Origin of the sequence: Pseudomonas sp. PAMC 29040, from assembly GCF_003994535.1 — a bacterium.
GTDB classification, from domain to species: domain Bacteria; phylum Pseudomonadota; class Gammaproteobacteria; order Pseudomonadales; family Pseudomonadaceae; genus Aquipseudomonas; species Aquipseudomonas paraversuta.
In genome coordinates, this window is sequence record NZ_RZAA01000017.1 from 47,692 (window position 1) to 61,022 (window position 13,331).

The following is a 13,331-nucleotide window of genomic DNA, read 5'->3' on the forward strand; positions in this document are numbered from 1 at the left end:
CGTGGCCGGTTTGCGCGATTCAGAGCCCTTTTTTGGCTATGATTTGCGCCACGTTGCCCAGTGATTTAATGATCGCGTCAAGGCGGTTGAGCTCTGCCTGGACCACCTTGTTTTCGTTCTCGCGCATGCTCTTCCAGTTGCTGAAAGGCTTGCTATCGAACAACTTGCGCACACGGCTATCCGTGAGTTTTCCGGCCTGCTCTAAGTCTTGGCCGAAGTACAGCGCCAGCTCTGCGCGAACATCGTTATACGAATCCCATAACTGAACGCGCCCCGTGGCTGATGCAGGTATGGGGAGGAAAGCAGGCTGGTGCTAACTCTGGCGCCCCCTCTGGCCGCTCAGATACAGGCTCCGCCACTACGCCGTAGGAGCTGGTAACTGCATGCACCAGGTGCGCACCGCGCTGCTGCACCGTCAAGAATGCGAGGAACATCGATACAAACTCAGACGCCGCCAACTTCCGGTAGCCGTCGATTCGCTTTACAAGCCACGTCTCGTAACTGGCATCATCGGTATAGGGCTCGACGACCTCACTCGCACCGCGCACACACGCAGCCATTACAGCGCACCACCAGCTAAAATCTGTTTTCTTGTAGGTGCCGCCAGCAATCAAGGATTCGATAACCTCGGCCTGGTACCCAAGCAGCGGGGTGTACAGAGCGTCATTGCCATCGAAAGAAAATGGGATGTCGCCCACGTAGTCCGTATCGGCCAGCAGATAGTCGCTAAAGTGCCCACCAGATGCGTCAGTCCCCACCGGAAAATCAGGACCATCGTCACGGGTGGCGGCCATATAACTACCCACCACGAAAATGCGCTCATTCACCGACCACATGCGCGGGTCGCCCACGGCATTTGGGCGATCGATTGGCGTGCAGACTCGTCGTAGCAGTTCAGAGGTTGTGCGCTGCTCAAAGACAGCCGGGATTTCACACAGTTTTTCCACGTCTTCAATGCGCATTTCTGACATTTCAACCGAAATACGACTCGTATTTACGGGGTTTATGTACTTCATAGGCCTCCAAATGTGTCGTGTTGGGTAAAGGTCAGATTTAGGGCGGCGAACTCGTCCGTGCTTCGCGAAAGGTTGGCCTCACACGACACAGGTACAAGCACCCAGCTTTTGGAATAACCCCGGCTTTCCTCTACGGCGCCATGGGTCACGGTGATGGTGTTTGCATAGTCGGATGGCACGCCAAAGGTCCCGTCTGGATGCGCGGCAAGCATTCCCAGACGGTCAAACCACGTTTTGATTTCACCGTCCACGTCATAGCAAACGATGCGTAGCTCTGTAGGCTCGGCGCCTGTGGGGGCTTGAGTGAACCCTGAGCCTATCTTTATCGGCTCATACCCAAGCTGGACGCTGTTAAAAGACACCTCAGTGGCCAGCAGATTGACGCGCGGGGCGGACAGCCTGCCTATCGGGTCGACGCCGATATGCCATAGGTTCGTGCGCTCGCGGAGAATGCTCGACGCCTCTTCATACATTTGAAGCTGCTTGTCCCAGGACACACCGGCCAGAATGATGTTTCCACCTTCTGAAAACACGCTGGTGCGCCCAAAAACGGTGTCCATGAGAGCGTTTGCGGCCCCGCTCAAATCACCATTGAGCAGGTTTCGGGCAGCAGTGGTGTACTTGAGTACTTTTGTGCTCAAACCCAGCTTAGGGGTGACTTTTTCAATAGCCTGATACGCCATCCTCTCAAAGATGTTGGCCATTAAATCGACCTCACTTCGTAAGAAAATGCCAGCCGCGGCAGGCTCAGCTCATACTCCAGAATCGATTGCTTGGACTCGGAGGTATTGCGCCCGTAAGGGTCGGCCCCCTGGCTCCTTGAGGCTTCCAGAGCCGTCGCGTTCTCGTATTCGTTATACAACAGCCACAACGGCCGGATGATTGCCAGCTCGCTGTGTGTAAGATCCACGTCCACGGCCGCAGCGACAGAGGAATAGATATCGCTGTGCACGGTATCGAGTGACTGGGCACTGGTCAGGCGGGCATATCCGCAATACTGGCGTACTGCATCACGCAGGTGGCGGGTGATTTGCTCTTCTGTCAGCACACAGCCAATCGGCAGCTCAGTAAGGAACTGTTCAACTAATTGGCTGATTTTCATGGTTACTGGTTCGCAAACCAGTGGAAGGTCATGGTGCCAGCGAGGATGAACACCTGCATGTCGTTCTCCCAGTCGCGATCTGGCGTGTCCATCACCAAGATGCACTTTTTCAAGTCTTCTTTTTTGGTGTAATCGTCGGGACGACCGGCGAAGACCGTGGCGTTGAACTCCCCACCTTGGGCGATGAGTTGCTTCAAAAACTCGCCCGCTTTGTTCTTACGGGTTTCGTTAATTTGAATTGGGCCTTCCTGCATGGTCTTGTTCTGAGCGGCCTGGCCCATTTTCTGACCAAGTGGTCCCCAGTGCTCAATCACCCCCCCGGAGGTTGCTACCGGCCAAGGAAACTGCTTGCAGAGCAGCACCATGTCTTCGAAACCTTCGATCACCATAGTTGCGTCGGCCTGGACTGCTTTCGCCCCCATGTCGTTGACGTTTTGAAACGTGCGGCTCAATACCGCCATACTGGAAACGGTCATAAATCACCCTTTGGGAAATTGGTTCACTCCGGGCAATCGTCACACGCAAAAAACCCCGCCAGAGGGCAGGGTTTGCAGGGTTTAAGGATGATTAACGACCGAAGAAACGGCGGATGTCCGGGCGGTCCAACGCGGTCAGCGTGGCCATGGAAACCTGTACCGGCAGGTCTATGAAATGACCCTGTGAGTTTTTCGGAGCATCAAGGGGGAAGCTGACGCTTTCGATCACCATGGGCGACCAGGTGCGGCCTGCATAGGTGAAACCCAGGAGCTTGGGTGCAGAGGATGGAAACAGCGCCTGGATAAACGATTCGACGGTATTGGTAGTTTTAATAACCTCGGACAATATGCCGTCTTCGGCCAGCTTTTGCGGGAAAACCCATTCCAGCAAGCGCGTTAGCGGCGCCTCGACCTCACGTAAAGGATCGCTCAAAGCCCGGAAATGCAGCGTGAAATTGACCTTCATCGGCGGCATTCCAGAGAATACTTGGCGCGAGTTGAGCTTAGTGATGCCGGTTCGCCCCTCAAGGTCCCGCATGACGCTCTTGAGCTTATCTGAGCCGTTATTGAGGGCATCAGATATCGCGCCATCCTTGAACGGAGAAATAGCCTGTAGCGCGTTAAGAACCGGGACCAGCGAGCCTGATTGAAGCATACCGGTCAAAGCCGGTGCTTTTGTTTCCGGTCCGGTGTTCTCAAATGGGGAAACCCAGTTCTGCTGGATTTCAAGTGAACCCTCTTTGATCGCAGCAAAAACGCCAGCAAGCTCGCCAGTAAGGTCGGCCACTCCCTTGGAGTCGCATACGAACAATCGCGCCAGCAGCAAAGGCGAGAGACGGCCCCACTCGCCACCCAGGTCAGAACTTAGGGTTTTCAGTCCAGGGATGTACTCACCCACACTGCCCATGATGTTACCGATGATGGCAGAAGGATCGTCAGATTTGACGCCATCAACCAGCCCCATCACTTTTTCAGATGCTTCCCCGTAAATCTGGCTAACGCTTGTCTTCCCAGACCACAAATCAGCCACTGTACCCGTAACAGTGGAGATGGCACCCTCAATGGCTTGGCGGTTTGCAGTTCCGCCGACAAAGCCGTCTAGCGTTGAAACGCCCGCTTTGAGGATTCCAGAAGCGGCGCCAGCGGCACCGCCTCCTATGAATTTGGTGGCTGACCCTAGCAGAGTGTTCGAAGTACTCCCGGCTACCGTCCCACTGACGCCGCGAATGCTGGCAGAAACGGTTTTACCTAAACTATCAACGCTAAAGTCAGCCATATTTTACTTACCGAGAATGCGGTGGCGAACACGCATCGACTTGGCGCGTTTCATTTTTGCAGCGCCAGAGAATGCGCGGCGCTGCATCTTGCGAACGGCGCCTTTCTGCGCAGCTGTGAGGCGTACACGACCGCTGATTCGCTTCTTGATGCGTACCTTCTTGCCACCACGAACAGCTACGACCTTTTTGTAAACGGCATCGAGCATTTCGTCGTCGTCGCCGCTAACAAACTTGTCAGCATCGTCGAGCATTGCATCCTCGCCCTGGGGCATCTTGTCCAGCAGCGCATCATGGATACGAGCTGCAAGCTCGTTATCCTCAAGATCACCGCTCAGCAGCGCTTCCACGTCGGCAGAGTCGATACCCTTGCCTTCCAGGTAGTCGCCCACCTGCTCAGCCAACATCGCGGCATATTCCGCTTCGTCTTCGGTCAGGTCCTCATCGCTGTCAGAGGCAGTCCCAACAATCAGTGCGTACAGACGGTCGGCAAAACCTTCACCCGTCTCAAGCTCCGACTCGGCCCACTCATGGACGATGGACACTGCGTCCTGACGCATTTCATCGGTATACATGACCGCCGGCGCATTGGCCGGGTCTACCGCGTCAAGCATGGCCTGAACAAGCGGTGTAAGTTCCTGATGAGGTACTTTCGCCAGTTCCGGTGTTTGCGCTGGCGCTGCATAAGCCTTGCTAATTGCCGCACCCGAAAGGAGTACGTTTTTCAGTGTGTTTTCCATGTAATACCCCTTAAGTGCGGACGATGGACTGCTGCTGAACGATGATTCGGGACGTACCGTCGTAGCAGATAGACGTGTCGAGGTTCATTTTTTCGAATGGCTGGTTAGCATTCGCCTGGATGGTGGCCGAGTAGCACGCTCCGTCGAGTTGATCGCTCGGTTGCAACCAATCCGCCGATTGCAGCGACTCAAGGAAAGTGCCGACGAACTTGGTCGTTTTCTCAATCGCTTTAGCCATTGGCTTCTGCAAGGCTTCTTGAGCCGCCGACGCAATGGTGTCGTCGACGTAGGTAGCCATTTCAACGACCGCGATCAACTTGGTAGCGCCTTCGGTTTGCGCACCAGTCAACGAGTCGATCCAGGCGTATTTGCCACCGCTTGCGTAATCCTTGAAAAGAACCGGGTTGATCCGGCTTTCTGCCAGCAGCTCCAACTCATCATCAGATGGCTCGTAGGTCTGCTCCATGCTGGTACGGTTAACCGCATAATCACTGCCCGCGATCACGACATTGCGCGGAGCGATGCCCTTGGCGTTGGTCTGAGCATTGCGAGCGCAGCGCAGGCCGATGTTCATGCCCGAGGTCCCCATAAAGGCTTTGCCGCCCACTACCGGGTTGGTAGCTTTGATTGGAGCCCAATAGCACTGGCTGTACAGGCTGTCAGTGGCACCGCCAACAGACTTATAGAAAGTTGCTGCGGCTTCTGGAGTGAATCGACCAGAGATATCCCACGGAGCCTGTTTGTTGATTTCCTTGCCCAGGTCCAGCAAGCGGGAAATCAGCGTGATGTTTTCAGTACCGCCAGAACAGATGTAGGTGAAGGTCGGTTTCGAGCGACGAATTCGATCAATGGCCGCGTCGATATCCTCGCTGGTGTACAGCGTGGCGCCTTCGGTGAAGTATTTCAGGGTCGTCGACGAATAAGCGTCCTTGTTGTCCTTCTTGCCGTAGAACCCACAAGTAATCGGAACCGAGGCATCAGCAGCCACATCGACTACTTCCAGCAAATCGGTGTATTGCCCCACCACGTCGCCAATGAAATAGGACTGACCGAACTCATCGAGCGCAGCCGGATCGAGCGAGCCCTTGTATGGGCCCAGGACGATTTCGTTGGTGGCCACGTCGCGCAATTGCAACACGATGATTTTGGATGCCGCCGGTTCACCGGACTCATCGGTAGCTGCATCAGCATGAATTTCAGCCTTTACGCCGTCCGAAAAACACTCCAGGTGCTTAATTGCGATCAGGTATTTGCCTGTAGCGCCTGTGGCCTCATCAACCAGTGACCAGGTAGCGGTTTCTGGCTCTACCGGCACCTTGGCAACCATCAGCTTATTGGTGGCCGAGGCACTTACCAATCGGGAGACGATGGCCTGGACCGTACCGGCTTTCAGGGCTTCATTGATATGCACATATGGCTCACCCAGCTTGCTGACAGACAGCGATGTCGCTACGCCCAAGGTGCGCTTGATCTTGTTACGCGATACCGCAAACACCTTGTCGATGCGACCACGAGCAAACCGGCCAGCGATGGCCATGTTATGCGCTACGGTGCTGGTACTCGGCATTTCCGACATGTCATTGATGTAGTTGAGCTGTACGCCCGAACGCTTATCAATTGTGCGAGAAAAAGGCTGGCCCATTTACTTTGCCTCCTGAGCGGCTGGCTTTGAACCCTTGCCGGTGGATGGGGCTGATGCGGGTTCCTGGATCGGCTCTCGGGTCGGCTCGGGTGCAGGATCAGGGGTAAGCACGGCAAAATCTTTCGCCTCATTGCCCGCACGACGAGCCAGCTCGGCCAGGTCAGTAACAAGCAGCCAAGCCTGTTCGAAGCTCTTTACCTTCACATTTACCGGAGCACCTGGTGCAATTGGGGTGTTAATGCCCGACGACGGGACCACCAGCGGTTTACTGTTCTTGTGCGTCAACGACGCCTGAAACGGCAAGGTCTGCCCCTTCACCAGTGCCTCAGCGAGAGGACGCGGCGCACTGCCAGCGTTTTGATCAATTTCTACGGTCATATTTCACCTGCAAGCCTTTGAGGTTGTCCCACTTGTGCGCCCGTGCACTGCTGGTCAGCGCCTTGGCGAGTTTGGCGAACTGATCCTCTGTAACCTCGACCTCAACCTTGTCGTAGGGAGCCAAGAACACTCGGGCGCCAGCTACTGAAATTCGGTTTCGGGTGTGGTTTTCGAGGACGATCGTTGCCGGGAACTCGCCAATTTCAGGAAGCGCCCACACGGTCAAAGTTACGGCACGATCTGCGGCCTTTTCGGAGCTGGTTTGCGCGTTTTTCAGGCGCTCGGAGCGGAGGTGATCCTCGTCCCGGGCTTCGTCCTCCAGCAGGGCCATTTGCTCAGCCAGCAGGCGAGCAGCCTCGGCACGCTCAGCTTCCTCAGCATGAGCCTCGCCTTCCAGCAGACCCATTGCATCAGCAAGAGCCTGTGCCTCTTCGCTCAAGCGCTTTTCAGCAGCTTCGCGCAGCACTTTCGCCCCAGTGCTTTCGCCATTCGGGGCACTCGTGCTATCAGCGGGCGCGCCAACGCCCGGAAGGCCCGTGGATTTATCCACGGCTTCCGGGGTTTTTGGGGCCGCTGCGGGTTTAACAACAGCGGTTTTAGCCGCTGCCTTAACGCCATTTCTCGCAGCCATGACAGCCCCCTGTTAGCCCAGTGCGTACACGTTTTTGATTTTGATCAGCGCGCAACCCAGTGCGGATTGCTTGTGCGGGTTCACTTCGGTTAACTGGCGGGAGAACAATGCCGCACCGGTTTTCAGATCCGAGTTCACCGCCAGCGGGATCAGGGTCGGGGATACCGCGTCAGAGAAGACAATCGGGTTACGCGCAACCTGAGTTGAGCGCCCGATACACAGGATTTCGATATCCAGTTCGTTTTCTTCGACGACATACGGGGTGTAAATAACGTCGTACTTGTTCTTGTAGCGGCCCACACGCCAGATACCAGCCTTTGCATCCACACCAGACGGCACAAAGTCGGTGCTATCCATGGAGAGGAACTGAGACATCCCGTGAGCGCCCACGTACATGAAGCTCAGACCGAATTCCATGGTCTGGTTGGCAACGTCCTGGTCAACAGCGGCAACGAACGAGCCGAAGTCGCGCCAGCCTTGCGCACGGGTTTTCTGCAGCAGTTGCTCGGCGGCGTTGAAGTCGTATTCACGGCTGGTGTTCTTGGCCAGCTTGCGAACTTTTTTCAGCGCGGAGACATAACGCTCATTGGCCAACTGAGTGCGTGCTGCCTGGACAGCGATGGTCAGACGATCTGCACCCAACTCAGATTGAGTGGAGCTACGCGAATCGGGGGTGGCCTGCATGATCACGCGAGTAGGGGCGCAATAGAGAGAAAAGCTCTGCGCGTAGGTGCCGATGTTTGGCGCCAATTCTGGCTTGCGTTCAAAGTCGATAAAGGCTTGTGCTTCCACGTCGACATCAGCAGGGAGTGCCGGGTTGAATGTCAGGGTGCCGACACCGGTATCTACGTTAACGCTACCGTTAATTACGTGGTTCTCAGTGCCGACCTTAACCTGGCCGGAAATCAGCGAGACTGGGGTTCCGGAGTTGTTGGCCTGCTCGAAAGCGACCGGGAAACCGTTCACGACGACCGATGTGCGGTTACGAATCAATGGAACAGTTGCGCCGCCAGCGATGCCAGCAGTGATAGCGAAGTTGCCACCGGTGCGGTCAACGTCAACGGTCACGGCTACAACACGCTCTGAGCGAGTGTATTCACGACCGCCTGAGGTGCCGTCGATGATGTCGCCTTCTTTGTACGCGCCGAATGTAGAGCCGGTAATCGAGGTGATGATTGCCAGCTTCGACTCGTTAGAGCTGAGGTCAGATGGCAGGTAAGCGCCGAACGGGATTGCTTCGCTCAGACCGCCAGTGATGGCCACCGCAATACGGTTCGGCTGGTGCGACAGGGTTGCGGAAGCGTTGTTGGTACTGATGCTGTCCAGGGTCGTGCCGTGTGGCAGAACATGGACGCTCTTACCGTCAGCCAGGTTTTCGGCCTGAGAGAGAACCGCATCGATCATGTCAGCAGAAGGGTCGAAACCATGCTTGCGTTTGAAGGAAGCAATGCCGTCCAGCAGCGAAGTCACAGCCAGCGCGCGGTTGTCGTCACCGTCGATTTTGTCCAGCAGGCGAGCAGCACGCGCAGGCAGCAAGTTGCTGGCGTTGGCCACAGCATTTTTCACTACGTCCTGAGCCGATGCGCTCATGCTATCGAGCATATTGCCACTGCCACGCGCGGCGCTGGCCAGCGCTCCAACCTTGGCAGCAACCTCACCCAAACCGGAATCGGGCGCGTAAATATTCTTCGGCATGTGTAACCTCATTTCTGATAATTGCGGGCTGCGCCCGAGTCGTTTCAGAAATGATGTTAAGAGCGAAAAACCCCCGTTTTTGGCGGGGGTTTGCAGTGTTTTCGCAGACTTTTGAGTTACTTTTTGATGACGATCAGACGGCCATTTGCCCCGGTTTGCGCCAAAAGGTCTTTGTCCTTGAAGGTTCCGCCTTCCAGTTTTTCAATCGTTGCTTTATGAGTGTCCAGCCATGCGCGGAACGCTACGGCCTTCTGGTCGGCACCGAAGAAAACGCCCTCCCCGGCAATCGCTACAAGTCGCCCACCACTGCCCAGCATTCCGAAGGCGCGCATGATGTGGCTGGCGTCTTTGCGAGCGGAAAATGGAGGGTTCATAATAATTGCTTGATACGGCTGCTCGGGCGTGAAGCCGTCAAAGTCATGGTCTACGACGGTGTAGCCCTTGGCCGTCAATATGTCCCTTAATTGGCTGGAAATTTCGATAACGTCCACCTCCCCCCCGGCCGCTTTTGCGGCATCAGCCAAGTTCCCGTTGCCGGCGCTCGGTTCAAGCACTCGTGTGCCCTGGGTGATCCCCGCAAGACGGGCCATGCGCTGTGCCACGCTTGCAGGTGTAGGGAAGAAGTCGATTCCGACCTTTTGACCAATGATTGCGCGCTCAGCTTTCTTGACCGCACTTTCTTCGGCCTTTGCAACCATCATGGGCAGAAGCTCGCGGGCGGCTTCGCGCAAGGTAGTGGCGTCAGTGATCCCCATCCGGGCCAGTCGATCCAGACGGGCGATGCTCTCCATAGGGTCTAGAAGAACGTGGGAGTCTCTGGTGCCTTTAAGTACGGCGCTTGCCTTGCGCGTGATAGCCGCATCCTCAGTGTTCATCGTGAACTGTTCGGACCTGGCCCCTATTTTGTTCAGCGCGGCCATAAGGCGCATATTTCCGGTCGGGCTGTGCTTGCCCACGGCCTTGGCCGCGTCCCGGTACCGGCTCGCCCACGTTACTTGGCTGGGCATGGTGATGTTCTTGAGGTCGTTGTCATCGAACGGACGACCTTTTCGAGCCAACTGCTCGCTATAGCTCAGACGCCGATCAGTTTCGTACTGGGCCAGACGTAGGGCTCTTTGCAGCTCTTCCAGTTGGGCGCGGCTGCTGAGTTTGGTCAGTAGTCCGCCGGCGCCAACTTCGATAGCGTCCGCGATGTTATTGAGCGTCTGGCCGTCTGCCTTGTTGGCTGATGCCTTGGCGATGGAGCTGGCGGCCATTCCCGCACGTCTGGCGGTGTTTGAGAGACGATCCTGGGCCATGCCCGCAGCGCCGCTCTCAACGGCCTTGTTCGCCACTGTGCGTAGCTTCTCGACTTGGACGCCTAGCGCCTTCTGGCGCCGCTCTTCGGTCAGACGCTCAGCGTTCGCTGCTTTCTCGATTTCTTGCTCAGGAGATAGAACCACCGGCGAGGGCGAGGCCTGAATATGCGCTGTGTCGCCGTCCAGGTACTGCTCACGAATGAAGTAACCGCCATTCATGCGCCAGGTGTAGGGGTCGATGGCTTTAGCCTCGGCCAGTGCCAGATCCGTGCGGACGATCCCGCGTAGAACCTTATTGCGCTTGGTGGTGTACTCAATGATTTCGTGCTGCGCGGCAGGCGGCTCAGGATCTTGATCAGCGTCGGTTGGGACGATTGTTTCCCCGTTCAAGATCCAGCGGCGACCAGTGTTGTACTCACGGGCATGCGCTCGCACAGTTGCAGGACCCGTTTTACCGTAGGCGTGAACAATCGCGGCGCGTTTGCTCTCGTCCATCACCATCTGGCCGTCTTGCACAACCAGGAACTCTCGACGGGAGCCGTAAACCGGGATAGCGCCCACTTCGGGAGGCTCAGACAGCACGCCCGGACTGATGAACTGTGTCCCGGTACCCGTGATGATCTGCTTAGGGGCCGGAGGCTCAACTGGCGCCGGTACGGCTTCTTGGCGTGCCTTGATATAAATTCCCAGCTCAAGGCGGTGCTGGCCCATTTGGCGGGCACCTTCGTTCGCTACAGCGGGACCTGTGCGACGACCGCCGTCATTCATTTCGCGGTCGCTTTGCGCGCTACGGATCTTGCCGCCCATGCCCTCGTGAATTGCTATCAGTTCGGCCACTGACTTGTCGCCGTACTGGCGGGCCATGCGCGCCAAGATGTCTGCGTCTGACGCCGCTCCGGCCTGCACCCGCTCAATCAAGTAGTCGCGGTTCTGCTTGAGCGCCTTGATAGCCTCTGAGCGGGCATAGGCTCCTTTCTCAAGACGGCGCGCCACATCTTTGGTGGCATGGCTCAGGCCCCGGTAGAAGTCCTTAGCCACTGCTAGCAATTTGGCTTGTAGCTGCTCGTCGCTGGCGCCTTCAATCGTTGTGTCTGGCGTTTCGGCAGTAATTACCAGCGGACCTTGCTCGTTACCGGCTCTGACAGTCGCCACACGCTCCGCAAGGTGCTCGTCCGCCCACTTGCGCACATATGCCAGATAGTCGTCCTTGTTGGCCGATACAGGGGATTTGGTCAGGCGCGTAAACTCGCCAGCCCGAATTCCAGCCCAACCCAAGAATCCGGCATTACTACCGCTGGTTGGCAGTTCTTCCAGGGTGTCCAGGTAGGCTTGATAAATTGGATTTTCAGAAATGCCGGCGCCTATGGTTTTCTCAAACTCTTCGCGCTTGAAGTGTTCCTGCAAGGCGAGCGTTGCCGCCAGCTCTTCGGCCTGTACCTTGGCCTGCGCGTCGGATGCTTCCTTTTCCCGCAACGGGGCAGCAACTTTTTCAATTTCGGCAGCTGCGTTATCTGCCTTACGCCGGGTTATGGCGTCTTGTTTGTCCTGGTAGGCCTGCACGTCATCGGCCGCAGCATCCTCGCCAAATACTGAGCGGTATTTCTCGGGGCCCCATTGCTGCGCCATCAAGCTTTTCAGCTCAGGCAGATCGCGGGCAATCCCGGACAGCTCACGATCAACGGCCACTGCCACACCGCCAATATCGGCATAGCTGTAAATCACAGCGCCGTATGGCAACGTCTCTTTGGTGTCGGGCAAGTGCTGCGCCAACCGCGCCTGACTCTTTGTTAGCAACAGGCCCGTAGGTGTTTTGGTGTACTTGGCTTGATCGAGATAAGTCTTCGCATAGCTGTCCAGCGCATCCGCATCACCGACTACCAGGACACCGCCATTTTTTTGCGCAATCTTTTCTGTGATCAGTCGGCGCGGGGGACGATCCGATTGCCGGCGCCGCTGCTGCCGACGAATAGGCCCGCCTAGCAGACCGCGCAGCTCTAACCCTCTAGCGCTAGCGCGCATCTGCTCAAGAGGTCCAAGTTTGCCGTTTTCCAGATTGGCGCGAACCGCAAGAAGTTCAGCGCTAAAGCGCATTACATCTAAAGCGTTATAACTCTTAGGTGCTAATTCAGGGGCGGCGTCCAGCAGAGCGGCGTTGGCGCTATCGGGACTTTTCTCTGGCTCGCTGCGCACGTTCCTAACGACAGCCAGAATAGTGATATTGATTTCATCCTCTGCTACAGTGTCACCAGCGGCGCTTAATTCCTCTGCTTCGGTGAGGGAATCGAGCACTCCGTCAACGGCGGCACCGGAGCGGGGCACTACCCCTGCATAATCCGGCCCGCCGTTTTTTTTTGCCTTCCAGCTCTCTTGCTCAGAATGGGATACGTTGTAGAAAAGATTGCCGTGATCATCCTCCGCAACCGTAACCCCTGCCGTTACCAAAAGGTCATTGACCTTTACCTGTTTCTGAATGAAGTAGAACGCAACAAAACCCTCATTACGCTCTTTGTGCGGCTCTTGGCGCTGCCCAGCGGCTCCTGTCTCCAAAATTTCGCGAACATACTCGATGAGCTTGGCTTTGAGCGGATCGGCCTTCATGCCCATCTTGGCCTTTTTCCAGCTCGCGCCCCGGATTTGTACGGGGCCAATCACGGACTGAATCACGCGCCCCTTAAGCCGTTCTTGATAGAACGTACGCGCAGCCTCAAAAGCCGCTTGGCCTTCGCCGGCGCTTAGAGTCACAGGCCTACCCAATTGGGCAAGGATGTAATCCTCCCTGGCACTGGCGCTATCCATCTCGACCGGGGAGAGTTCTTCCCCTGCAAAGTCGGCACGGATCTGTAAAAGCTCAGCGCTTAACCGTGCACGCTCAATCGGAGACAAAGCGCCATCAGCGATGGAATCCAGTAACGCGGCATGCAGCTCAATTGACTCAGCCGTGGGGCGGGTTTGCTCGACAGGATTAAGACAGCCCGGCAATAGCGGCGCATGCAGCTGTAACAGCTTGGCGGCGCCCCGGACTTGTTTGATAGCTTGAGAGGGCATAAATACGGGCCTACATAGTGGTATGCAAGCCCAT

The 13,331-nt window shown here is 56.5% G+C and carries 12 protein-coding genes; all 12 read right to left on the bottom strand.

Features of this window, described 5'->3' with window-relative positions; all coding sequences use genetic code 11:
• Positions 1-19: 19 nt before the first annotated feature.
• Entirely contained in the window at positions 20-172 is a 153-nt protein-coding gene (locus WG29040_RS24405; RefSeq protein ID WP_165878386.1) for a hypothetical protein, read from the bottom strand.
• 73 nt (positions 173-245) lie between these two features.
• Positions 246-1,016 carry a hypothetical protein gene (locus WG29040_RS23415; RefSeq protein WP_127197009.1) on the bottom strand — a complete coding sequence of 257 codons (771 nt, stop codon included), beginning with the start codon at positions 1,014-1,016 and terminating at the stop codon, positions 246-248.
• A complete protein-coding gene (locus WG29040_RS23420) occupies positions 1,013-1,720 on the bottom strand; it encodes a hypothetical protein (protein ID WP_127197010.1) in 708 nt (235 codons plus the stop codon). The genes WG29040_RS23415 and WG29040_RS23420 overlap by 4 nt, the downstream gene beginning before the upstream one ends.
• Positions 1,720-2,118 (bottom strand): hypothetical protein, encoded by a 399-nt coding sequence (locus WG29040_RS23425; RefSeq protein WP_127197011.1) that lies wholly within the window; start codon positions 2,116-2,118, stop codon positions 1,720-1,722. Before WG29040_RS23425 ends, WG29040_RS23420 begins: the two co-directional genes overlap by 1 nt.
• 2 nt (positions 2,119-2,120) lie before the next feature.
• Positions 2,121-2,594 carry a hypothetical protein gene (locus tag WG29040_RS23430; RefSeq protein ID WP_127197012.1) on the bottom strand — a complete coding sequence of 158 codons (474 nt, stop codon included), beginning with the start codon at positions 2,592-2,594 and terminating at the stop codon, positions 2,121-2,123.
• 91 nt (positions 2,595-2,685) lie between these two features.
• On the bottom strand, positions 2,686-3,870 hold the full coding sequence (locus WG29040_RS23435) for a hypothetical protein (protein ID WP_127197013.1): 1,185 nt from the start codon (positions 3,868-3,870) through the stop codon (positions 2,686-2,688).
• 3 nt (positions 3,871-3,873) lie between these two features.
• Complete coding sequence (locus tag WG29040_RS23440; RefSeq protein WP_127197014.1) at positions 3,874-4,608, bottom strand: hypothetical protein; 735 nt, start codon at positions 4,606-4,608, stop codon at positions 3,874-3,876.
• Between the two features lie 10 nt (positions 4,609-4,618).
• Positions 4,619-6,250 carry a hypothetical protein gene (locus tag WG29040_RS23445; protein ID WP_127197015.1) on the bottom strand — a complete coding sequence of 544 codons (1,632 nt, stop codon included), beginning with the start codon at positions 6,248-6,250 and terminating at the stop codon, positions 4,619-4,621.
• Positions 6,251-6,628, bottom strand: a complete 378-nt coding sequence (locus WG29040_RS23450; protein WP_127197016.1) for a hypothetical protein — start codon at positions 6,626-6,628, stop codon at positions 6,251-6,253.
• Complete coding sequence (locus WG29040_RS23455) at positions 6,612-7,094, bottom strand: hypothetical protein (RefSeq protein WP_218565510.1); 483 nt, start codon at positions 7,092-7,094, stop codon at positions 6,612-6,614. The genes WG29040_RS23450 and WG29040_RS23455 overlap by 17 nt, the downstream gene beginning before the upstream one ends.
• Before the next feature lie 177 nt (positions 7,095-7,271).
• Positions 7,272-8,954 carry a hypothetical protein gene (locus WG29040_RS23460; RefSeq protein ID WP_127197018.1) on the bottom strand — a complete coding sequence of 561 codons (1,683 nt, stop codon included), beginning with the start codon at positions 8,952-8,954 and terminating at the stop codon, positions 7,272-7,274.
• 116 nt (positions 8,955-9,070) lie between these two features.
• Positions 9,071-13,297, bottom strand: coding sequence for a hypothetical protein (locus WG29040_RS23465; RefSeq protein WP_127197019.1), 4,227 nt, complete (start codon positions 13,295-13,297; stop codon positions 9,071-9,073).
• Positions 13,298-13,331 lie beyond the last annotated feature (34 nt).

What these genes read in the sequence shown, in the direction of transcription:
- WG29040_RS23415 (WP_127197009.1), bottom strand. Translation starts at nt 1,016, where the DNA reads ATGAAGTACATAAACCCCGTAAATACGAGTCGTATTTCGGTTGAAATG.
- WG29040_RS23420 (WP_127197010.1), bottom strand. Translation starts at nt 1,720, where the DNA reads ATGGCCAACATCTTTGAGAGGATGGCGTATCAGGCTATTGAAAAAGTC.
- WG29040_RS23425 (WP_127197011.1), bottom strand. Translation starts at nt 2,118, where the DNA reads ATGAAAATCAGCCAATTAGTTGAACAGTTCCTTACTGAGCTGCCGATT.
- WG29040_RS23430 (WP_127197012.1), bottom strand. Translation starts at nt 2,594, where the DNA reads ATGACCGTTTCCAGTATGGCGGTATTGAGCCGCACGTTTCAAAACGTC.
- WG29040_RS23435 (WP_127197013.1), bottom strand. Translation starts at nt 3,870, where the DNA reads ATGGCTGACTTTAGCGTTGATAGTTTAGGTAAAACCGTTTCTGCCAGC.
- WG29040_RS23440 (WP_127197014.1), bottom strand. Translation starts at nt 4,608, where the DNA reads ATGGAAAACACACTGAAAAACGTACTCCTTTCGGGTGCGGCAATTAGC.
- WG29040_RS23445 (WP_127197015.1), bottom strand. Translation starts at nt 6,250, where the DNA reads ATGGGCCAGCCTTTTTCTCGCACAATTGATAAGCGTTCGGGCGTACAG.
- WG29040_RS23450 (WP_127197016.1), bottom strand. Translation starts at nt 6,628, where the DNA reads ATGACCGTAGAAATTGATCAAAACGCTGGCAGTGCGCCGCGTCCTCTC.
- WG29040_RS23460 (WP_127197018.1), bottom strand. Translation starts at nt 8,954, where the DNA reads ATGCCGAAGAATATTTACGCGCCCGATTCCGGTTTGGGTGAGGTTGCT.
- WG29040_RS23465 (WP_127197019.1), bottom strand. Translation starts at nt 13,297, where the DNA reads ATGCCCTCTCAAGCTATCAAACAAGTCCGGGGCGCCGCCAAGCTGTTA.